This is a genomic window from Sorangium aterium, from assembly GCF_028368935.1.
GTDB lineage: Bacteria > Myxococcota_A > Polyangia > Polyangiales > Polyangiaceae > Sorangium > Sorangium atrum.
Genome location: NZ_JAQNDK010000004.1, coordinates 902316 through 923055, shown reverse-complemented (window position 1 = coordinate 923055; position 20740 = coordinate 902316). Strand labels below are relative to the sequence as shown.

The window sequence follows — 20740 nt, the reverse complement described above, 5'->3', positions numbered from 1 at the left end:
TTCCCACCCCTCGACATCATGGTGGGAATCGCCTGACCGACCGTGCGAGCTACGCTTCGACGCTTCGACGTAATAGCAATCGTCAGGCCACTGGCTGAAGGCACGCCTGGGCGGCCCGGCGCGGCGCCGCCGAAGGCCGCGCGCTGGGCGGCATATCCCCGGGTTCGCAGCGCTTGGTCGTGGAGCGAGCGCCGGCTTCGCGTGATGCCGGGCGCCTGTTGGAATGGTCCGGGCCCCGCTCGGAGGCCATGCCCTGGAGGCCGGGGCCTCCATCTGTGGAGGCTGGCCCCTCCAGGGCGACGCCAGCGCCCGCAATGGCCGGCGCTGGCGTGGCAGGCGCGGCCCGGCCATTTCGGTCCTCCCGCCGCCGAGGCGTGCTAGAAGGCGACGATCATGAGCAGGCTCTCCGAACGCGCGTTTGCCGAGATGGTCGAGGCGGGGTGTCCCGCGTGCGGGGGACGACAGCTCAACCTACGCTCGTATGTCGACGGGCTCGTGCCGCTCATGGAGGGCGAGCCCGTCGGACCGGTCAAGTGGGTCTACAAAGGCGAGATGTTCGTCGACGGGCTGTACGAGATCACGTGCGGCGCGTGCCAGCACCTCCTGTTCACGGACGACCGCTGCCCCCGGTGCCACGCCGAAGGCGGCCTCGCGCGCGGGCTCACGACGACCAACACGTACGCCGTGCCGGAGCGGTGCTCGCGGTGCGAGCACATCGAGGTGCGCTATATCGCGTTCGTGCCGATGCGCGTGAAGTACGAAGGAAAGCGCGCGGACAGGGCGCAGACGAGCGTCGAGCTGCACGACCCCGGCTTCCACGGCTATCGCGTCGACTGCAAGGACTGCGGCAAGATCGCCGAGCGCGCGGACGCGTGCCCGATCTGCGAGAGCCCGGCGCCGATCCGGGCGCGCTTCAGCTGATCGTCAGGCGTGGCTCGCGATGAAGCTGGCCGTCGCCTCGGGCGACGAGAGGATCGCCCACTGGCGCTCCGGGTACGAGAAGTTCGTGGCGAACGCGTCGGCCACCGGCTGGCTGCGCGCGGCCGCGGCGAGGAGGGCCAGCGCGTGGTCCGGCGGCGGGAGGAGAAAGGCGTTCGTCCACTCCGTGGCCGGCCGGAGCGCGCTCCAGAGGCGATCCTCCAGGTCCGCGCAGAACGCCTCGTCGAACGCGGCGCCGGCGGCCGCCTGCCCGGCGATCTGCTCGGCGGCCAGCGACGCCGCGAGCGTGGCCATGTTCGCGCCCTGGCCCGTGATCGGATCGTAAGTGATGTGGAGATCGCCCAGCGCGAGCGCGAACCGCTCGCCGCCGAGGGGCGCGTACGCGCGCCGCACCACCGGGGTCACGGCGCCCGTCAGGTAGTCGCGCGGGCCGGCCAGGCCGAAGCTCGCCCGATCGACGCGCTCGGCCGTGAGCGGCGCGTGCGCGAGCACCGCGTCGAGCAGCGCCGCGTCGAAGCGCGCCGGATCGTCCTCATAGCGCATCCGCGTGATCGGCTCGAGCGCGCCGCCGGGGATCGCCTCGATGAGCAGCGAGGGCGCGATCCCCCCGAGCGTGATGTACTGGTTCTCGAAGATCTCACCGTGCCCCGGGGAGAGCTGGAACATGAACTCCATCGGCCCGGGCGGCATGCGGAGCCCTCGGACGATGCCCGCGAAGAGCCGCCGCATGGGCGCGGCGTGCGGGCTTCGCTCGGGGACCTTCGAGAAGAGCTCCGTGAGGCCCGCCCGGCCCGTGGCGACGACCACGAGGTCGTGTCCGGCGGCGAGGCCGCGGACGCCGGCCGCGTCGAGCGAGGCCCTCACCACGCGGCCGCCCCGCGCGACGAAGTCCTCGAGCAGCTGGGGCAGATAGACGCGCATGTCGATGAAGAGCGCTTGATCCGCGAGGCGACCGACGAAGTCGAGCGCCGGCGCGGCCGCCACGCGGATCCGGATGGTCCTGGTGGCATGTTCGGGCCCCTCCCAGTGCGCGACGCCGAGCGCCCGCTGGCGCGCCCGCGTCGGCGGGGAGAGCCCGACGGTGCTGGGCAGGCGCCCCGTCCGGATCTCGTCCGGCGTGCGCTCCTCGTAGAGGCTCACGTCGAGGCCCTCCTTCTGGAGGTGCAGCGCGAGGTGCAGGCCGGCCACGCCGGCGCCGACGATTGCAATGGTGGGCATCCTTGTCCTCCTCGTTCCTTCTCCGCTGTGCGTGCGAGCTTCACGGCATGTGAGGTCCGCCGGGCTCTCGGCGCCCTCGACCGCGGCGACGTCGCGAGAGCGCATCGCGGCGGCGGGGCCCCTCGCGCGGCGGCTCCGTCCGGCGGATCCATTGTCGCAACCGTCACCCCTCCGTGGCTCTGACCAGGGTAGTCGAAATACGAGAACGAGTCGCGGCTTCGAACGCAGGCCCGTAACCAGCTTCACGGCGACATCGACCGACTTCATCCCATGTTGCCCGCCGCCGGCCGCCGGCAGGTGCGCAGCGCCGACCGTCACGCCCTGCGCCGTGCGCACGGCCGCGAGGCGAACCGCTCGTCAGTCGTCGCTCGTGGGCGAGAAAGGCGTGACGGGCGCGGATTCCTCGATCTCTCGCCTGGGCGGGTTCTTGACGGAAAGCGTGCTGTCGATGAGGACGGCTCGACGCGGGCGCGGCGCGCTGACCTGAGCTTTGCAAAGCTCCTCGACGACGCGGCCGCGCAGCGCATCGTTCACTTCCTTGTTCTTGCCGGGCGGCACGCGCGCGCTGATACGCAGGACGATCGATCCCTCGTTGAGCTCCTCCACGCCGACTTCCACCTGCCCCGGAGCGCCCGTCTGCAGCTCGACCTCCTTTTCGGCGACCCTCGCGAGGAGCTCGCGCACCCGCTGCACGTCCTCCTCGTAAGGCACGTGCACGTCGACCACCGCGTTCACGTAGGATCGCGAATGGTTCGCGACCTTGCGCACCTCGCCGTTCGGGATCGAATGGAGCACGCCGATCTCGTCGCGGATCTTCGTGATACGAACGCCGATCTCCTCCACGCGCCCCTGGATGCCGCCGATCTCCACGAGATCCCCGACGAGGAGCAGGTTCTCGAAGAGGATGAAGAAGCCGGCCACGATGTCCCCCACGAACGTCTGCGCGCCGAAGCCGATGGCCACGCCGATGACGCCGGCGCCGGCGAGCAGCGGCGTGGGGTCGATGGAAGCCTCGCGCAGCCCCAGCACGAGAGCCGAGAAGTAAATCGCGTACCGCACGAAGCCCATGGCCACGGGGACCAGGGTCTTTCGTTGCTGGAGCGTCTGGGGGTTCTCCTCCGCCACCTTCCCGAGGAAGAGGTCGTTGATGAGGAGCACGCAGATCTCGACGAGGACCCGGCTCGCATAGACGATCGCGATGATCCGGAGCCCGACCCGCCCCGCCTGCGAGAGCCACGTGTCGGGCGTGAGCGCGTCCGCGACCCACGTCGCCGCCGTGATGTACACGCAATAATCGACGACGCGCTTCGTGATCCCGAGCAGGTGCGACAGGTTCCCGAGGTACCTGAGCGGGCTCTCGAGGCGGGCGAGCCTCGTGGAGTTGTCGAAGATGACGTCGAGGAGGAGGTAGCCGATCCCCGTCGCGAGGCGGCTCATGTAAAATGCGCCCAGCGTGTAGCTGGCGAGCAACACGGCGCGCTGGGTCCCCGGCGCGAGCGCGAGCTTCTCGGCGAGGAGGACCGCTGCGGCGCCGAGGACGACCACGCGGAGCGCCTTGCGCAGGCGTATCGTGACCTCTGCGACCGGCTCGCGCCGCTTCGCCAGCCAGTCCGAGCGCGCGACCGCCTTCCCCACCGCGTCGGCGAGCCCCCGGGCGAGGGCGTCGACGAAGAGCGCGCCGACGGCGATGCCGAGCGCGGTGAGCCACCGCATCTTGGCGAGCGCGGGATCGTCTCCGGCGAGCCCGACGAGCGCGCTCTTCACCACGTCGAGGGCGCGAATCCCGCGGACCACGGCGAACGCCGCGCCGCCCACGAGCACGGCCCCGACGAGCGCGACCCAGACGAGCGCGCGGCGACGGACGCGACGCCGGAACGACCTGCGCTCGTCGGCCGTGACGTGCTCCAGCGTCGGCGAACGCAAGACGAAGGCGTAGCCCCGATGGATCAGCCTGACCACGAGCTCCGAGAGGAGCAGGAGCGCCACGATCGCGATGCACAGCGCGACGAGGTTGTGGAGGAGCAGGTCGAGATGCAGAGTCATCGATGCAGTCGAGACTACCGCCCGATCTGGACGTTCTCAAGGACGCCGAGGGCGTCGGGCACCAGCACCGCGGCGGAGTAATAGGTGCTCACAAGGTACGAGGTAATGGCCTTTCCGTCGGTCTCCATCCTGCGGGCCGAGACACCGGGCTCGATCTCCTCGGGGAGGCCCGTGCGGTGGAGGCCGATGACGCCCTGATGGTCCTGCCCCGTGCGCATGACGAGGATGGAGCTCGTCTTGTCCTCGTTGATGGGGATCTTGTCGCAAGGCAGGATCGGGACGCCGCGCCACGCCGCGACCTGCATGCCGGAGAGCTCGACGGTGGTCGGGTAGACGCCGCGGCGACTGCACTCCCGGTGGAAGGCGGCGATCGTGCGCGGGTGCGCCAGGAAAAACTGCGACTTGCGGCGCCGGCAGAGGATCTCGTCCATGTCGTCGGGCGTCGGGCGGCCGCTCCGGGGATGGAGGCGCTGCTTCAGGTCGGCGTTGTGCAGGAGGCCGAAATCACGGTTGTTGATGAGCTCGTGCTCCTGCCGCTCGCGCAGGGCCTGGACGGTCAGGCGGAGCTGCTCCTGGAGCTGATCCATCGGATCATTGAAGAGATCCGAGACGCGCGTGTGGAGCCGGAGGATCGACTGCGCGACGCTGAGCTCGTATTCACGCGGCGCGGTCTCATAATCGACGAACGTCCTCGGGAGCGCGTGCTCGCCCTTGTGACCGGCGGTGAGGGCGATCGCCGCCTGTCCGAGCTTGTCCTGCGGCTTCTTCAGCCGCTCCTTGAGCGACTCGACGTGCGCGCGGAGCGCCGGCGATCGCGAGATCAAATCCTCGAAGACGCGCTGCGGGAGCTCGAGCACGATGCACGGCGTGACGGCCCTGACCGAATAGGTCCATACGTCGTTCGATTCGATGACGGACTGATCCCCGAAATGATCCCCATCCGCGAGGACGTCGAGGATCGTGTCGGCGCCGTACTTGCCCACGCCGAGCTTCTGGGCCTTCCCGTGCGCGAGCAGGAAGATCGTCTCCGCTGGTCTCCCGCGCTCGGCGATCAGCGCGCCGGGCTTGTACTCCCGCTGGGTGAACCGGCTCGCCAGGGTGTCGAGCACGGCGTCATCCGAGAAGCCTTGCAAGAGCGGCAATTCGCCGAGCTCCTGCGGGATCACCTGCACGTTCGCCCCGACGTTGCTGAAGCTCAACCGCCCGTCGCCGACGGCATAGCTCAGGCGGCGGTTCACGCGATACGTGCCGCCCGTGACCTCGACCCAGGGCAATACATGCAAGAGCCACCTGGGCGTGATCCCCTGCATTTGCGGGTGCGATTTGGTCGTCGTCGCGAGCCCTCGCGCCCCCAGCGTCCCGAGGCTCGAACGCTCACCCTCGTCCCCGTTCCCAAGTATTTCCGCGTTTGCCATGACGTACCTTTCCTTCTGCGCGCTTCGGAGAGCAGAGCGCTCCGCGTGTGCCCCACGTCTGCGCGGGGCACGCGCGGAGCGGCTACCGCTCGAGGTTCACTCGTGGGCGCGTCCGATCTCGACGCTCTCCAGGACGCCGAGCGCGTCGGGGACCAGCACGGCCGCCGAGTAATAGAGGCTGACGAGGTACGACATGATGGCCTTCTCGTTGATCCCCATGAAGCGCACGTTGAGGCTCGGCTCGACCTCGTCCGGAATGCCGGCGTGGTGCAGGCCGATGACGCCCTGGTTCTTCTCGCCCGCGCGCACGAGCAGGATCGAGGTCGTCCGCGTCTCCGAGACCGGGATCTTGTTGCACGGGAAGATCGGCACGCCGCGCCACGCCGGGACGCGATGGCCGTTCACCTCGATGCTCTGCGGATAGACGCCGACGCGGCTGCACTCCTGGCCGAACGCCGCAATGGCCCGCGGGGGCGCGAGGAAGAACGACGGCTCCCTCCAGACCGTGGCGAGGAGCTCGTCCATGTCGTCCGGCGTCGGGGGGCCGCTGTGCGTGTGGATGCGCTGCTTCAGGTCGGCGTTGTGCAGGAGACCGAACTCGGGGTTGTTGATGAGCTCGTGCTCCTGGGTCTCCTTCAGGGCCTCGATGGTCAGGCGGAGCTGCTGCTCCGTCTGGTTCATCGGCTCGTTGAACAGATCCGCGACGCGCGTGTGGATGTGGAGCACGGTCTGCGCCACGCTGAGCTCGTACTCGCGGGGCGAGGTCTCGTAATCGACGAACGTGCCGGGGAGGACGGGCTCGCCGGAGTGGCCCGCCGCGATCTCGATCGCGGCCTCGCCCGTGTTGTCCTGCTTCTTCGTGGCGAGCGCCTTGAAGTTGTCGAGGTGCTTCTTCAGCGACGGGTGCTGGGCGACGAGCTCCTCGAAGACGCTCTGCTGGAGCGTCAGCACCGTGACCGCCGTGACGGCCTTGGCCGTGAACGTCCAGTAATCCTGCGTCTCCAGGAGCGCCTGGTAGCTGTAATGGTCGCCGTCGGCGAGGACCGCGAGCACCGTCTCATCGCCGTACTTGCCCGCGCCGATCTTGTTGACCTTGCCGTGCGCGATGAGGCTGATGTGATCGGCCTCCTTGCCGCGCTCGGTGATGACGTCGCCGGGCTTGTATTCACGCTGCACGAAGCGGTTCGCCAGCGCGGTGAGGACCTCGACGTCATCGTAACCGCGGAGGAGCGGCAGCTCGCCGAGCTCCTGCGGGATGACCTGGATCTTCGCGCCGGTGTTCGTGAACGTCACCCGCCCGTCGCCCACCGCATAGCTCAGGCGGCGGTTCACGCGGTACACGCCGTTGACGTGCACCCACGGCAGGAGCTTGACCAGCCACCGCGACGAGATGCCCTGCATCTGCGGCGCCGACTTGGTCGTCGTCGCGAGCTGCCGCGCGGCCGCCGTCGCGAGGCTGGTCTGGTGCTGATCGATCGAACCCAGATTACCTGTGATAGACATGAGTATCTCTTTCCCGGACGGCTAGGGCCGCCCGTGCTTCGCCGGCACGGACCGCGCCGTACCCATTGAAAGATCCGCCTTCGCAGCAGGAGCCGCGGCGCCGGCTTTTCCGGCGCCGAAGAGACTGCTGATACGCGCCGCAGAGGCGCCAAACCCACGCGCGCCCTCGATCGCCCGTTCGATCGGGTGGCGCTCGAGCTCCGCGTCCACGTACCGGCTCGTCACGACGTGCCAGTTGAGGACGCCAGCCATGTACGCTCGCTGCTTCTCGACGTATCCGAGCACGGCCTCGCGCGCCGCCTTGTCGAGGTCGAACTCGTCGAGGATTCGGGGCAGCTCGGTCGCGACGATGTGCTCGAACTCCAGCACGCGCGCCGTGATCAGGTCATTGACGACCTCCTTGGCGCGCTGCGCGTCGCATTCGAGGAACCGCTCGGCGACCAGCACGAGGTTGTTGAGCTCGCCCTCGAACTCGATCTCCTTGCGGTACGAATAGAGATCGTTGATCCACCCGCCCACGTCGGCCGTGGTGTTGTCGAGCCCTCGCATCGTCCGCGTGCGGAAGAGCTCGGCCGGGACCACGTCGCCCAGCGTGAGCTTGGACAGGCTCATCGTGAGATCGGCGCCGAACGTCTTGCGGCGCATCTCGACGTAATCGACCGGATCCGGGATCCGGTTCTGGGTCTGGTTCAGGAGCTCCCAGAGCCAGCTCCCGGTCATGGTCTCGACGCTGCGGCGGAGCGATTGCCGCGAATTCATCGACATGGTGGAGGCTGTACGGATCCAGAGATCCAGCAGGCTGCTCTCCACCGGGTTCTCGGGCACCGGGGCGCCCGCGCAGTCGAGGGGCATGAACATCGAGAGCCGGGCGATGAACCGTTTCGCGCCCGCCATGTCCCGCGTCGCGCCGAACACGCGCGGGAAATAATCGTCGCCGTACGTTCCCCACGTCAGCCAGGCGGAGCTCAGGTCGAGCTCGTGCGGGGACGCGTCCGGGTGAATGCCCGCAGCGCAGATGGGGAAATCGAAGCCGATGAAGCTGCGCTCGTCCCAGATCCCGGACCCGAAGACGCCCGGCACCACGTCGAGCATCGCGAACTTGCGGGCCCACTCGAGGGTGTTCCGGCGCGCCGCGGGCAGATGCGGGCTCAAGCGGAGCTTGAACGGCATGTGGATCTTCGGGAGCGGCGTCCTGCCCACAGGCTGAAACGGGGCGTGGGTGAGGGTCTTGATCCGCTGCAAACCCAGGGCGCCGGGCGTGAGCCTGAGCCGGAACGCCGAGGTGCCGAGCCCCGTCGGCGCCCCGACGAGATCGGGGACGCTCGCGGATTTGTCCGCGTTTTGGTTCATGTAGCGGCTCGACCGCATGTGCCACTCGTGGCCGCCGGACTGCCAATCCTGCAGCCCCTTCGCGTACTTGGCGACGTCGAGGGCCTGCGCCGGCGTCAGCCCGTACTCCACGCAGAGCGCCGGCACCTCGACGAGCGCCGTGTTCTCGAATTGCTGGAGCCGCGACGTCAGGATCTCGTTCGTCAGATCGGCCGCCCTTTGCGTGGGGACGCCGAGGAAACGCTCGAGGACGAGCACGCAGTTGGCGTTCTCCCCTTCGTCCTCGACCTCGCGCTGGTACGAGAACACGTCATTGCGCAGGTGGACGCCGTCCGAGAACGTGTCGCGCAGGACCTCGAGGGGGCGCGTCGCGGCGACGGCGGCCGGGACCTCGGCGCCCACGGCGATCTCCACGAGGCCCGCGGACCAGGGCGCGCCGCCGACCTTGCGGCGCATCTCGATGTATTCGACCGGGTTCGCGACGCGGTTCTCCTGGATATTGGCGAGCTCCCACATGCATTCGAGCATCAGGTTCTTCGTCGCCACGAGGAAGCGCTCGCGCCAGTGGACCGAGGTGAGCGGGACGGTCCGCGCCCAGAGGTCCGCGAGCGCGCGCTCGACCACGTTCGTCGGCTCCGGCGGGGTCCCCGTGGGCACGACGGGCATGAAGAGCGGCAGGCGGTCGAGGTACGCCTTCGCGCCGCGCATGTCCTTGGTGCGCTTGTAAATCTCGAGGAAATGGTCGTCGAAGAAGAACACCCAGACATACCAATCCGTGATCAGATTGAGCTCGGGCGCCGGCGCGTCGGGGTGGGTGTACGCGCAGAGCAGCGCGTAGTCGTGCGCGTCGAGATCGCGCTCGGTCCAGATGGGTTTTCCCTGCGGGTTCTCCTCCAGGATACCCATCTCGTAGGACCAGGCCTTGGTATGCGCGCGCGCCCCTTCGAGGTGCGGATTGAGGCGCGCCGGATGCGGCATGTAGAAGTCGGGCAGCGTGAAAGGTTGCATGTTCGCTGACTTCTCGCGCGCGACGTCGAGTTGGGCGGCGCGGGCGACCTGAATGTCTTGGCGGTCCGTATTCCGGACGCACCTCGGCCGCTCGCACGCAGACGTGCGACGACGCATTGGTAGGGCTCGTCCCCACAGCCCGATCGGGATCGTTCGGACGGGGCGGATCTAGTTCAGTCCAGCGCTGCCACCAAATTAATTGATGGCGAGCTTTGGACCGCAGGAACTCCAAACCTGTTGCTTGATGCGGAGCCGCTCGGGCGCCGCGGCGACCGCTCGAGCCTCGCGGGCGGGCGCGGTCATGTCACGCTCACCCGCCGGGTCGGCTCGGCAGCCTGTGAGGCTCCGGCAGCAACCACGTTTCAGCCCGCTCGTTTGCGCTCACCGCGCGGCGGTGCGGCGTGGTGCTTACCCCAGCCTTCCAGGATGCTGGAGACACCAAGACGCCACTATTTTTGTGTTCTTCTTGGCGTCTTGTAGCGTGTCGGCGATCCTCGGCCGGATCTCTGACACACGAAGCTGGGCTATATCCGCGCCGTCTCCTCGAGCTCCTTGCCGCGCGTCTCCGGGAGGAGCCACAGGATGAGCGCGAGCGCGACCAGCGGGAAGAGCGCGGTCGCGGACACCGCCGGTCCCCAGCCGATTTCCTCCGCGGCGAAGCCGACGGCGATCGGAGAGAGCATGTAGCCGATCCGGCCGAGCAGGTTGTTCGACCAGGCGATCGCGTCGCTCCTGAGGTGCGTGGGGAAGAGCTCGGTCATGTAGGCGTTCAGCACGGGGAGCACCCCGCTCGCGCCGAAGATGGCGAAGATCAGCGCGGCCGTGAGCCCGCCCCGCGAGCCCAGCGAGTAAGCGCCGAGCACGCCGGCCGCCGCCAGCACATAGATGATCACCGCGCCCTTGCGGCGGCCCACCACGTCGAGCAGCTTGCCCGAGGCGAAGATGAGCGGCATCGAGACGAGCGCGGCGAACGTGATGCTGCCGCCCACCTCGCCGTCGCTGAGCCCGCGCTCCCGGAGCGCGAACGTCTTCCAGAACGTCACCGCGTTCTGGGTGCAAACGTACGTGAGCCCCCAGATCAAGGCGAGCTGCAGCATCCGCCCGCGGTACGGCGTGCGCAGGATGCGCGTGAACGGCGGCGTCCCCTCCCCCTTTCGCTCGGCCGCCGCCTGCTCGAACCGCGCCGTCTCGCGCAGGCCACGCCGCGCGACCGCGATGAGCAAGAGCGGGACGCCGCCGACGAGGTACACGCTGCGCCACCCGTAGGGCGTCGCGAGGAGCAGCGGCACGACGCCCGCGCACACGATGGATCCCAGGCTCGAGAACGCCTGGATGACGCCGATCACCATCCCGCGCCGATCGCTCGGGTACTCCTCGGCCGCAATCACCATGCTGACCGCCCACTCGCCGAGGAGGAAGATGCGCGCGAGGAGCTGCAAGACGGCGAAGACATAGACGTTCGGCGAGAACGCCGTCAGCACGGAGAAGATCGTATACCCCGCGATGGTGACCGAGAGCACCCGCCGCCGCCCCCACTGGTCGGCCTTGCGCACGAGGAGATACGCGATCATCGTCCCCGAGTTGATGACCCCGACGAGGAGCCCCTCGTGGCGGGGCGCGAGGCCCATCTGCGCGCCGAAGTTGGGCAATATCTGCGTGAGCGCCAGGAAGTCGTAGCCCTCGAAGAACGAGGCCACGCTAAGGAACCAGAACAGCCGCCGCTGGTACGGCGTGAACGGCGTCTTCTGGTGCGGGGCAGCTGTCGTCATATCACCTGTTCCCTCCGAGCGGGCGCTCGTAGACGCGATAACGGCGGTAAGGCACGCACCCGGCCGACTCCACGATATGGCGCATCGCCGCGTTGTCCTCGTGGATCAAGGAGGCCTCGAGCCGCTCGTACCCCGCCGCGAAGAGGCCGTCGACCACGTGCCGCACGAGGAGCGCGTGGAGGCCCGTCGACCGGAACGCCGGCACGACGCCGATGAGCTTGAAGCTCGCCGTCCGGACGCGGCGGAGCGCCCCGAGGACGCGCGCCCAGCCGAGCGGCAAGAGCCGCCCGCGCGCCGCGGCGAACGCCTCGTTCAGCTCGGGGAAACACGCCGCGAACGCGGCGGGCTCGCCGCGCACGGTCGCGATCTGCAAGAGGCGCGGGCTCGCCAGGGCGACGAACGCGCGCCCCAGGTTCACGAACTCCGCGCGCGACATCGGGACGACCTCCGGCACGCCGCGATATGCCTCGGTGAAGACGGCGTGGGCGATCTCCATGTCGCGCGAGAGGCGGTGAACCGCGACGCGACGCACCTCGAGGCCGGGGAGGCTCACCGCGTCGGCCTTCCGGCGCAGGGCCTCGGGGAGCTCGCGGCGGCGCCCCGCCGCGTCGACGAGCGGGGTGTCGTAAGCGAGCATGTCGTAACGCTTCGAGAACCCCTCGGCCTCGACGAGCTCGCGGTAATACGGAGGGTGATGGCCCGCGAGCATCGGCGGCCGGGAGCCATACCCCTCGACCAGGAGCCCGATGTCCTCCACCCGCGTCACGTTGCGCGGGCCGCGCAGCGACGTGGCGCCGAGCGCCAGCGCCCGCTCGCTCACCGCGCCGAAGAGCGCCCGCGCCGCCTCCGGGTCGCGCTCGCACTCGAAGAAGCCGAAGAACGCCGCGCGCTCGCCGCTGTGGCGATCGTGGCGCCCGTCGAGGAGGAGCGAGATCGTCCCGACCGTCTCGCGCCCGCGCCGCGCCCGGAACAGGCGCAGCTGCGCGTCGCGGAAGAACGGGTTTCGCGGGTCGAGCCGCCGCAGCACGAGCGGGCGGAGGGGCGCGACATAGCCAGGATCGGCCGCGTGGAGGCGCAGCGGCAGGTCGAGGATCTCGGTGAGATCCGCGCCGCTCTTCGCCTCCTCGATGGTGATCGACATCGAGGCGCTCAGTACCCCGCGAGCCGCTTCAGCCGGAAATAGAGCGGCGTGGGGCTGCCCTCGTGCTTCTCCTTGAGCGGTCCGCTCATGAGCGGCAGGTACATCACGCGCCGCTGGCTGGCGTCGCCCGTGGCCGTGGCCTGCGCGACGCGGTGCCAGATGCGGCCGTCGTGGATCGTGAGGTCCCCCGCCGCGGCCTCGAGCGCGTACTCGTCCGGGTCGGGCCGGTGGTCGAGGAAATAGGCCTTGCGGGTCATCATCTCGAAGAGGCCTTGTCGGTGAGAGGACGGGATCAGCCGCACGCCGCCCTTCGAGAGGGGCGAGTCGTCGAGATAGAAGCCGACGTTCAGGTACCGGCGCGGCTTCTCGAGATAGAAGAGGTCGCGCAGGCTGTCGGTGTGCCAGCCGAGCCGCTGGTACGTCGACCCCTCCTCGTGGCGGTAATGGTTGATGACGAGCCCGTCGCGCTCCCGCTCGCCGATCCTGTAGCCAGGCCCGGCCACGTCGAGGACGGCGCCGAAGCGAGGGTCGCGGACGAAGGCGCGGAGGCGCTCGCCGAAGAGCGACGCGAACACCATGCGCTGGATGTAGCGGGAGCCGTCCTTCGCGTGCCGAAGAGGAGCGGGACGCCGTTGATGTGCGCCCTGCCCTCCCCGACGAGCCGGCGGTCCATGGCCTCGACCTCCTCGACGAGCGAGCGCACCGCGCCGCGATCGGCGAACCCGCGGAAGCGGATGAACCCGTGCTCGTCGAGGAAGTCCCGCTGCTCGGCCGTGAGCGCGCCGCCGAGCTCGAAATCCGGCAGCCGGATACGGTGGTTCGCCGGAGGCAGGCCGGCGCTCGCGGGCGTGGCGGCGGCTGGCTGCGTGTCGCGCGGGGCGTTCACGTGACGTCTCCTGCCAGGTCCCTAGCGCAGACGGGCCGCGGCGGGAACAGCGGCCGCAGGGAGCGCCCGCCAGCGCGGAATCTGCACCGATGCGCACGCCTTGCAGCCGAGCGCGCCGGCCCGCCGCGGCGTCCCGCGGTCGCTCCTCGAGCCGAGTCGGCTCCCCCCGCCGCCAGGCCCCCGATCGCCGCTCCAGCGGAGACGTAGCGGCACCTGCCTTGCAAAGCGGTCGATCGAGGATCGATGAACCGGTGAACCGGTGCGGCGACGAATGACACAAGAGCAAGATCCCATGACGGAAGGGCAACGGCGAGATGAACCGCCGGAGCCGCCGGTGCGCGGGCGAGCGCGCGGCGGGCGCGGCTCCACGGGGGCCTTGCTCCTCGCGCTCTGCGTCGCGCTCGGCGTGGCCGCCGGGCTCGGCGGGTACACCTTCGTTTATGCGAAGGGCGCCTCGTACCTGGGGAGCGATCCGTCGGCGTGCGCCAACTGCCACATCATGAACGAGCAGTTCGCCGGGTGGCAGCGCTCCAGCCACCGAGCGGTGGCTGGGTGCAACGACTGTCACGCGCCGCACACGTTCCTGGGAAAATATGCCACGAAGGCGTCGAACGGGTTCTGGCACTCCTTCGCCTTCACCTCGGGCCGCTTCCCGGACCCGATCCGGATCAAGCCCAGCAATCTACGCATCACGGAGGAGGCCTGTCGCGGGTGTCACGGCGACGTCGTGGATGCGATCGACAGCGAGCACCACGGCGCCGCGGGGCTCTCGTGCGTGCGCTGCCATGAATCGGTGGGCCACCTCCACTGAGGGGCGCCCGCTGCACGAGGGATGGAACCGATGACGGAGCCGAAGGACGAAGGATCCACGCAGAAGAGCGCGCGCACCGGCAAGCCGCCGGCGCGCTGGCGCTACCTGCCGCTCGCGGCGGTCGCCGCCGCGGCGGCGACCGCCGGGATCGCCGCGCTGCTCGTGAACATCTTCGAGCACAAACAGGAGGCGAAGAGCCCGTTCTATCGCGTCGTCGAGCTTGACGACACGATAGACGACCCGGCCGTATGGGGGAAGAACTTCCCCCTCCAGTACGACGGCTACCGGCGCACGGTCGACCAGAAGCGCACGCGCTTCGGCGGGAGCGAGGCGGTGCCGCGCACGCCGACGGAGGCCGATCCGCGCAGCGTGGTCGCGCAATCGAAGCTCGAGGAGGACGGGCGGCTGAAGACGATGTGGGCCGGCTACGCCTTCGCGCGCGACTTCCGGGAGGAGCGCGGGCACGCCCACATGCTCGAGGATCAGGTGTACACCGAGCGGCAGATCGCGACGAAGCAGCCGGGCACGTGCATTCACTGCCATGCGTCCGTGTACGTGCCGTACAAGAAGCTCGGCGGCGGCGATCTGATGCGCGGCTGGGAGGCGATGAACCAGATGCCCTTCCCCGAAGCGCGCAAGCTGGTGACGCACCCGGTCTCGTGCATCGACTGCCACGATCCGGAGTCGATGCAGCTCCGGGTGACGCGGCCCGGGTTCATCGAGGGGATCCGCGCGCTCAAGGCGTCGACGGGCGAGGCCGATTACGACGTCAACACGATGGCCACGCGCCAGGAGATGCGCTCGTACGTCTGCGGGCAGTGCCACGTGGAGTATTACTTCAAGGGCCCGGAGAAGCGCCTCGTGTACCCGTGGGCGAAGGGCATCAAGGTCGACGAGATCTACGCCTATTACGAGGAGAACGGCCACTCGGACTGGACGCACGCGGAGTCGGGCGCGAAGGTGCTGAAGGCGCAGCACCCGGAGTTCGAGATGTGGAATCAGGGCATCCACGCCCGCTCCGGCGTGGCCTGCGCCGACTGCCACATGCCGTACCAGCGGGTCGGCGCGACGAAGATCAGCGATCACCACGTGCAGAGCCCGCTCCTCAACGTGAACCGCGCGTGCCAGACGTGCCACAAGTGGCCCGAGGACGAGCTCCGGCAGCGCGTGGAGACGATCCAGTCGCGCCATTTCGAGGCGCGCAACCGGGCGATGGACGCGGTGGTCGCGCTCATCAGCGATATCCGCCGGGCGAAGGAGGCCGGGATGGCCGATGAGGCGCTCGCGGGGCCGCGCGCGGCGCAGCGGAAATGCCAGTTCTTCGTCGATTTCGCCGAGGCCGAGAACTCGTCCGGCTTCCACGCGCCCCAGGAGGCGATGCGCATCCTCGCGTCCGCCATCGATACCTGCCGCCGAGGCCAGCTGTCGCTGCGAGATGGCTCTCCGCCCGAGTGATGCCAGCGCACCGCCCGCCTGCCCGAACAGGCCGAGCGGCCTCGTCATCGCTCGCTCACGGCCTGACGAGCTGGGCCATGACTCCAGAGCTCCGATATGGAGCGCTCATGTGTCCCTCATTGCATTTGACGCGATTCATCCGAAGCTCGACTCATCGCGAGATAGTGCTTGGATAATTCGTTTGAGATCCGTACGGTGTCGCCGAAAGGGGAAGACGCCATGGCAACCTGCCTCAATCGTTCGAGCGCCGTCGCCGCGCTGTGTGCCGCGTTTGCGCTCGTCTCGACGTCGTGCGCCTCCGGCGATCCGGGCGAGCCGGCGGCCGAAGAGATCCACGTCTCGCACGTGGGCAAGGATACGGTCAGCACGTTCCTGAACCGGCTCGCGACGGAGACTGGCCAGGTCGTCGTGACCCGCGCCAGCGTCGAGGACGCCTGGCAGAGCGTCACCCTGAAGAAAGAGCGCGGGAGCTCGCTCTACCTCGTGGAGGGGCCGCTCCCCGGCGCGGCGCTCCCGGGCGAGCGCGCGCGGGTCGGCGGGATCGCCGCCGTCGCCGTCCCGACGGGCCGCGACCCCCATGACTGGCTCGGCTCGCCCCGCCTTCACGCGGAGCCGATCGGAGAGCACGACGTGGTCCTGTCGCACGCTCCGGAACGACAGGGGACCCGCGCTCCGGCCGGGGCGCGCGCGCCGCGCGACGGCGACGCCGCCGAGCCCCCCGAGCTCCACATCGACGCTGCGTTCCTCGAGGCGCGGCTCAAGGAGCTCTCCGGGGCCGCGCCGGTGACGGTCGATGGCCGCACGGCGGTCATCCGCGAGCGCGGGTCCGAGGACGGGCGCGCGCTGGCCCGCCGCTGGATGCGCCAGCAATACGAGGCGATCGGGTTCACCGTCGAGGAGCACGCCTATCAAAGCGGCTGGAGTCAGGGCGTCAACCTGACGGCGGACAAGCCCGGCGCCGACCGATCGCGCGTCCTCATCCTCTCGGCGCACTACGACTCCATGAGCAACGCCGGCGCCGACGACGACGGCTCCGGCATCGTGTCGTCGCTCGCCATCGCCCGCGCGCTGAAGGACGCGAAGCTGAGCATCGGGCTGCGCGTCGTCGCCTTCGATCAAGAGGAGGACGGCCTCCTCGGCTCAAAGGCCTACGCGAGCAAGCTCTACCGGGACGGGCAGATGGATCAGGTGGTCGGCGTCCTGGATCTGGAGATGACGGGCTACGACTCCGACGACGACGGGCACTATCACGTCATCCACTGCAACGAGAACACGTCGTCCGATCTGGCCGCGCTGGTCGAAAAGGCCGCGTCGCACGGCGAGCTCGGCCTGACCCGGGTGGACGCCTGCACGAACCGCAGCGATCACTCGGCGTTCTGGCGCTACGGGGCGCCGGCCGTGGCCATATCGCAGAACTTCTTCGGCGATGACGGCAACCCCTGTTACCACCAGCGCTGCGACCGGGTCGATCGGCTCAACTGGGACTACATGCGGCGGCTGACCGAGGCCGCGGGGCGCGCGGCGGCAGGCATCCTGGTCGAGTAGCGGGAGGCCGCCGCGCGGCGGACGAGCGGGCGCGAGTCGCCGTACGCTGCCCATGCAACCCGAGGATCTGGCCGCGCAGGTGCGCGCCTCGGCCTACGTGGGGCGGCACGTGGCATGGCTGCGCGAGGACGCGGAGCTCAGCGTCAGCACGATCTACGTGCACAACGCGATGAACCAGCAGGCATTCATCGAGGTCTTCATATGCTGGCGGGCAGCTAGCTGGGGTTATCGCCCACCAGCACCCCGAAACCGACGGTCACCACAGGCGCAGGGCCTACACAGTAGTAATCGTCACCGACGCCAGCTTCTTCGTCTTATGGTCCCACACCCTGAGCGAGATCTTGGTACCTGGACTCGGATTTCCGATAGCCGTGTTGAATGCCTCAGCATTCAACACGGCAACATTGTTGACCCCGACAATAATATCGTCTTTTTCGATACCTGCATTATTGCAAGGCCCTCCCGGAGTAACAGCGACGACCAGCGCACCGGGCATAGTAGTCGCATCCGCGACATCGGCGCCTATAGCCGTCGGGCCCACCAGATATGGAATTGGGAGCGCGTTCGCGTAGTTGAGCGACCCTCCCAAAACTCCAGCCATTACGAGCGACGCAGCAAACAGAATCACCAATCCTCGCAGATTTCTCATGCCCCCTCCCATACGCATTCCGCCTGCGCAAACAAGAGCCACAGACCAGCCCCACATCGATATGAGACACAGCCTAGCCGACGACAATCGAACGCGACCGGCAAACGTCACACGCTCATGTTTCCTACCTAGCAATACCGCACGAAGCATCCCTAATATACACCAATGTACACAGCGGCAAACCGCGCGAGCCGCCGCGTTCAGGCTCCTGGCGACGCCGACGCCGACGCCGACACCGACACCGACGACAAATCGATCTCGGGGAAAGGGGAATAGAGCGATTCGGGGACGTCAAAGGCGAATCACCACGCTGGCCTCAGGTGATAGAGCATTTTGACGCAATTCGCCCTCTCCTGAAAATGGACGACATCACAACGTGCACCCCGACGCCGTGGGCGCGCGGGCGCGCGTCTCGGCCGACGTCGAGCGGCACGTCGCCTGGTTGCGCGAGGACGCCGAGCTCGGCTTCAGCGCAATCCGCATTCGCAACGTAACCTTGAACCAGCAGTTCTTCCTCGAGGTCCTCCGCGGGCGTGTGCCCCCGGCGCTGTGCAGGTGACGCAGCGACGCGGCGAGCCCGGCAACAGGGAATGGATCATCGACAGCGCGCCGTGCTGCGCGTGGAACGCCCCCAGCGCGGGCAGCGTGACGAAGCGGTCGCCGCCGAGCGACGGCGGCGCGGCCCCGCCTCGGAGGATCCATGCGATGTGCGCCTCGGCGGCGGCAGCATCTCGAGCGGTCTGCCGAGATCCTACTGGCAGCGCCGTGCGGCGCTACTCGGGCCGCCTCGCCTTCCTCTTCTTTTCTGGCCTTGTCAGGTCGCTGATGGCGGCGGCCAGCGACTGGAAGATGGATATGTCGCGCAGCTCGATCCCGAGGCCGACCATGCCCTGCGCCATCCCGGGCCCGACGCCGACGAGGCTCACGCGCGCGCCGAGCAGCCGGGTCGCCTGCGCCGTCTGCACCAGCGCCGCCGCGGTCGCCTCGTCGACGAACGGCACGCCGGTCACGTCGAGCAGCACCCACCGGGCCCCCTCTCGCGCGACGCCAGAGAGCGCGGCCTCCAGGATCTGCTGCGCCCTCGCGGCGTCGATCGCGCCTATCAGCGAGATGAGCAGCACCCCGGGCAGCAGCGGGATGACCGGACAGCCAAGCTCCCGCACCGTGCTCGCCAGCGCGCGCTCGCGCTCGTAGGCGGCGGCCAGCATGTCGCGCTCCGCCTGCAGCGTGGCCTCCATGTCGTGGTGCTCGAACGCGGCGATCAGGAGCGACACCCACATGGCCAGCGGATGGAGGTTGCCCACGAAGCTCTCCAGGTGCAGCCCTCCCAGCACCAGAGTCCCCCAGTCGCGCCTCGCGCTCACGAGCGGGACCAGCAGGAGATAGCCGCCCGGCTCGTCCGGCAAGGCCGCCGCGCGCAGGGCGGGCGGCGGAAAGTCGCCGGCCGGATACCGTTGACCCACGAGCGTGGTCAAGTCCGTGTCGTACGGGTACACCGAGTGGACGACGAACTCCGGCTCGGACGACCCCGACGCATCCGCCCAGAGCGCGATGCACCCCACACCGATGGAGGTCTGCGCCAGCCACTCCAGGCGCTCCTGGGTCCATGCGTGCTTCGAGGCGAGGAGCCTGCTCATGTGCACCTTGGCGCGGACCAGCCGCTCGAGGCTCTTCACGTTCCGCCGCTCCCACGCGGCGAGGGCCCGCTGCTGCGAGAGGCGCACGCGGTCGAGGAACGTCTCCAGCCGGCGCGCGGCCTCCGGCCCCGGCGCGACGGCGAGCCGCCGCGCCGCGGTCTGCTCGACGAGCTTCACCACCGCGAGCAGGACCTCGATCTTGTCGTTTCGCGTGACCCCCGCGGCGAAAGCGCGCTGGAGCGTCTCCACGTCCAGCGGCTCCTCCCCGGCGAGCGCCGCGCCGAGGCCCTGCGCGATCACCTCCGCCTCCGGCCAGCCGAGCGGCGCGTCGTCGGACAGCGGGAGCTCCCACCCATCCATGAGGAGGCTCATCTGCCGGGACAGCACGCGCTGCCAGTCGCCCTCGGGCGCCTCGATCGCCGGCGCGACAGGCGCGGTGTTCCACGCCGCGCAGCCGCTTCCGCACGAGCGACGCACCACCAGCTCGGCCGGGCCGCGGGTCACGAGCTCACGAGGGGGGAGGCCGTCGAGCAAATCGATGAGCCGCTCGACGGCCATGCTCCCGAGGAGCGCCGGGTCCTGCCGTACCGTGGTGAGCGGCGGATCGCAGTGCTGGGCGGCGTTGATGTCGTCGAACCCCACCACGGCGATGTCCTCGGGCACGCGGTAGCCGTGCGCCCGGATCGCGTTGATGGCGCCAATCGCCATCTCGTCGTTGCCCGCCACGAGCGCGGTACAGAACTTGCCGTTGCGCTCGAGCAGCTGATGGAAGCGCTGCTCGGTATATAAGATCGCACACTCGTGAAACTCGGAGAGCAGGTTGAGGTCGGCCTCGATCCCGCGCGCGCGCAGCGCCTGATCGAATACCCTGCTCCGCTCGTGGAAATCGTCCGACCCGGTCATGCCGATGTAAGCGATCCGGCGATGTCCGAGCCGGATGAGATGATCGACGAGCAGGTGAATCGAATCGTGGTTCTCCGCGCGGACGACCGGGCAGCGCGTCCCGAGCGGGGGCGCGCAGAAGATGACGCCAGGCTTCCCGTCGGAGAGCAGCTCCTCCAGCCCGTCGGTGTTGTACATCGCGATCCAGCCCGCCACGTGGCGAAGCGCCACGCGGCGCTCCAAGACGCGCCGAGGCGTCGCGTAGATGAGGAGGAGCTCGTAGCCCCGCGCTCGCGCGGCGCGGTGCATGCCACGAAAAGCCGTTGTGTTGAAGGAATTGTCGAGGAAGACCGACGCGACGCCGATCACCTTCGATGTGCGCTGATCGACAGGCCCAGTCTTCATCCCGGTCGCGTTCGCCCCCGCATCCCCCAGGCGAGCCTATCACCGTCCTCGATGGATCGACTCAAGAACTTCTGTGTGTCGACCGCCGCGCTCGATCCCACGTGA

The 20740-nt window shown here is 69.0% G+C and carries 15 protein-coding genes; 5 read left to right on the top strand and 10 right to left on the bottom strand.

The window, feature by feature from the left end; genetic code table 11:
• Positions 1–393: 393 nt before the first annotated feature.
• Positions 394–921, top strand: coding sequence for a hypothetical protein (locus tag POL72_RS34900; protein WP_272101119.1), 528 nt, complete (start codon positions 394–396; stop codon positions 919–921).
• Between the two features lie 3 nt (positions 922–924).
• On the opposite strand, the gene POL72_RS34895 is transcribed toward POL72_RS34900, so the two are convergent.
• The 8 genes from POL72_RS34895 to POL72_RS34860 form a co-directional block, all read right to left on the bottom strand.
• Positions 925–2157, bottom strand: coding sequence for a styrene monooxygenase/indole monooxygenase family protein (locus tag POL72_RS34895; protein ID WP_272101118.1), 1233 nt, complete (start codon positions 2155–2157; stop codon positions 925–927).
• A gap of 357 nt (positions 2158–2514) precedes the next feature.
• The gene (locus POL72_RS34890; protein WP_272101117.1) at positions 2515–4200 is read right to left on the bottom strand and encodes a mechanosensitive ion channel family protein; all 1686 of its coding nucleotides are present in this window, start codon (positions 4198–4200) and stop codon (positions 2515–2517) included.
• A gap of 14 nt (positions 4201–4214) precedes the next feature.
• Entirely contained in the window at positions 4215–5615 is a 1401-nt protein-coding gene (locus POL72_RS34885; protein WP_272101116.1) for a family 2B encapsulin nanocompartment shell protein, read from the bottom strand.
• Between the two features lie 96 nt (positions 5616–5711).
• Positions 5712–7118 carry a family 2B encapsulin nanocompartment shell protein gene (locus POL72_RS34880; RefSeq protein WP_272101115.1) on the bottom strand — a complete coding sequence of 469 codons (1407 nt, stop codon included), beginning with the start codon at positions 7116–7118 and terminating at the stop codon, positions 5712–5714.
• Between the two features lie 21 nt (positions 7119–7139).
• Entirely contained in the window at positions 7140–9455 is a 2316-nt protein-coding gene (locus tag POL72_RS34875) for a family 2 encapsulin nanocompartment cargo protein terpene cyclase (protein ID WP_272101114.1), read from the bottom strand.
• A gap of 524 nt (positions 9456–9979) precedes the next feature.
• Positions 9980–11224 carry an MFS transporter gene (locus POL72_RS34870; RefSeq protein WP_272101113.1) on the bottom strand — a complete coding sequence of 415 codons (1245 nt, stop codon included), beginning with the start codon at positions 11222–11224 and terminating at the stop codon, positions 9980–9982.
• Between the two features lies 1 nt (position 11225).
• Positions 11226–12365, bottom strand: a complete 1140-nt coding sequence (locus POL72_RS34865; protein WP_272101112.1) for a hypothetical protein — start codon at positions 12363–12365, stop codon at positions 11226–11228.
• An 8-nt stretch (positions 12366–12373) separates the two neighbouring features.
• Positions 12374–12943 carry a phytanoyl-CoA dioxygenase family protein gene (locus POL72_RS34860; protein ID WP_272101111.1) on the bottom strand — a complete coding sequence of 190 codons (570 nt, stop codon included), beginning with the start codon at positions 12941–12943 and terminating at the stop codon, positions 12374–12376.
• Between the two features lie 600 nt (positions 12944–13543).
• On the opposite strand from POL72_RS34860, the gene nrfH reads away from it, so the two are divergent.
• The 3 genes from nrfH to POL72_RS34845 all read left to right on the top strand — a co-directional run bounded on the left by nrfH (position 13544) and on the right by POL72_RS34845 (position 17062).
• Positions 13544–14062 carry a cytochrome c nitrite reductase small subunit gene (gene nrfH / locus POL72_RS34855; RefSeq protein WP_272101110.1) on the top strand — a complete coding sequence of 173 codons (519 nt, stop codon included), beginning with the start codon at positions 13544–13546 and terminating at the stop codon, positions 14060–14062.
• A gap of 30 nt (positions 14063–14092) precedes the next feature.
• A complete protein-coding gene (locus tag POL72_RS34850; protein WP_272101109.1) occupies positions 14093–15517 on the top strand; it encodes an ammonia-forming cytochrome c nitrite reductase subunit c552 in 1425 nt (474 codons plus the stop codon).
• Between the two features lie 219 nt (positions 15518–15736).
• Positions 15737–17062 (top strand): M28 family metallopeptidase, encoded by a 1326-nt coding sequence (locus tag POL72_RS34845; RefSeq protein WP_272101108.1) that lies wholly within the window; start codon positions 15737–15739, stop codon positions 17060–17062.
• A 274-nt stretch (positions 17063–17336) separates the two neighbouring features.
• On the opposite strand, the gene POL72_RS34840 is transcribed toward POL72_RS34845, so the two are convergent.
• Positions 17337–17711 (bottom strand): PDZ domain-containing protein, encoded by a 375-nt coding sequence (locus tag POL72_RS34840; protein WP_272101107.1) that lies wholly within the window; start codon positions 17709–17711, stop codon positions 17337–17339.
• Positions 17712–18087: 376 nt separating this feature from the next.
• Between POL72_RS34840 and POL72_RS34835 the strand changes: the two genes are divergently transcribed.
• On the top strand, positions 18088–18270 hold the full coding sequence (locus POL72_RS34835) for a hypothetical protein (RefSeq protein WP_272101106.1): 183 nt from the start codon (positions 18088–18090) through the stop codon (positions 18268–18270).
• A gap of 214 nt (positions 18271–18484) precedes the next feature.
• On the opposite strand, the gene POL72_RS34830 is transcribed toward POL72_RS34835, so the two are convergent.
• Complete coding sequence (locus POL72_RS34830) at positions 18485–20635, bottom strand: substrate-binding domain-containing protein (protein ID WP_272101105.1); 2151 nt, start codon at positions 20633–20635, stop codon at positions 18485–18487.
• Between the last annotated feature and the right edge of the window lie 105 nt (positions 20636–20740).

Bases quoted from the DNA above. Each gene is read 5' to 3' on its own strand.
- POL72_RS34900 (WP_272101119.1), top strand. From the start codon at position 394: ATGAGCAGGCTCTCCGAACGCGCGTTTGCCGAGATGGTCGAGGCGGGG.
- POL72_RS34895 (WP_272101118.1), bottom strand. From the start codon at position 2,157: ATGCCCACCATTGCAATCGTCGGCGCCGGCGTGGCCGGCCTGCACCTC.
- POL72_RS34890 (WP_272101117.1), bottom strand. From the start codon at position 4,200: ATGACTCTGCATCTCGACCTGCTCCTCCACAACCTCGTCGCGCTGTGC.
- POL72_RS34885 (WP_272101116.1), bottom strand. From the start codon at position 5,615: ATGGCAAACGCGGAAATACTTGGGAACGGGGACGAGGGTGAGCGTTCG.
- POL72_RS34880 (WP_272101115.1), bottom strand. From the start codon at position 7,118: ATGTCTATCACAGGTAATCTGGGTTCGATCGATCAGCACCAGACCAGC.
- POL72_RS34875 (WP_272101114.1), bottom strand. From the start codon at position 9,455: ATGCAACCTTTCACGCTGCCCGACTTCTACATGCCGCATCCGGCGCGC.
- POL72_RS34870 (WP_272101113.1), bottom strand. From the start codon at position 11,224: ATGACGACAGCTGCCCCGCACCAGAAGACGCCGTTCACGCCGTACCAG.
- POL72_RS34865 (WP_272101112.1), bottom strand. From the start codon at position 12,365: ATGTCGATCACCATCGAGGAGGCGAAGAGCGGCGCGGATCTCACCGAG.
- POL72_RS34860 (WP_272101111.1), bottom strand. From the start codon at position 12,943: ATGGTGTTCGCGTCGCTCTTCGGCGAGCGCCTCCGCGCCTTCGTCCGC.
- nrfH (WP_272101110.1), top strand. From the start codon at position 13,544: ATGACGGAAGGGCAACGGCGAGATGAACCGCCGGAGCCGCCGGTGCGC.
- POL72_RS34850 (WP_272101109.1), top strand. From the start codon at position 14,093: ATGACGGAGCCGAAGGACGAAGGATCCACGCAGAAGAGCGCGCGCACC.
- POL72_RS34845 (WP_272101108.1), top strand. From the start codon at position 15,737: ATGGCAACCTGCCTCAATCGTTCGAGCGCCGTCGCCGCGCTGTGTGCC.
- POL72_RS34840 (WP_272101107.1), bottom strand. From the start codon at position 17,711: ATGAGAAATCTGCGAGGATTGGTGATTCTGTTTGCTGCGTCGCTCGTA.
- POL72_RS34830 (WP_272101105.1), bottom strand. From the start codon at position 20,635: ATGAAGACTGGGCCTGTCGATCAGCGCACATCGAAGGTGATCGGCGTC.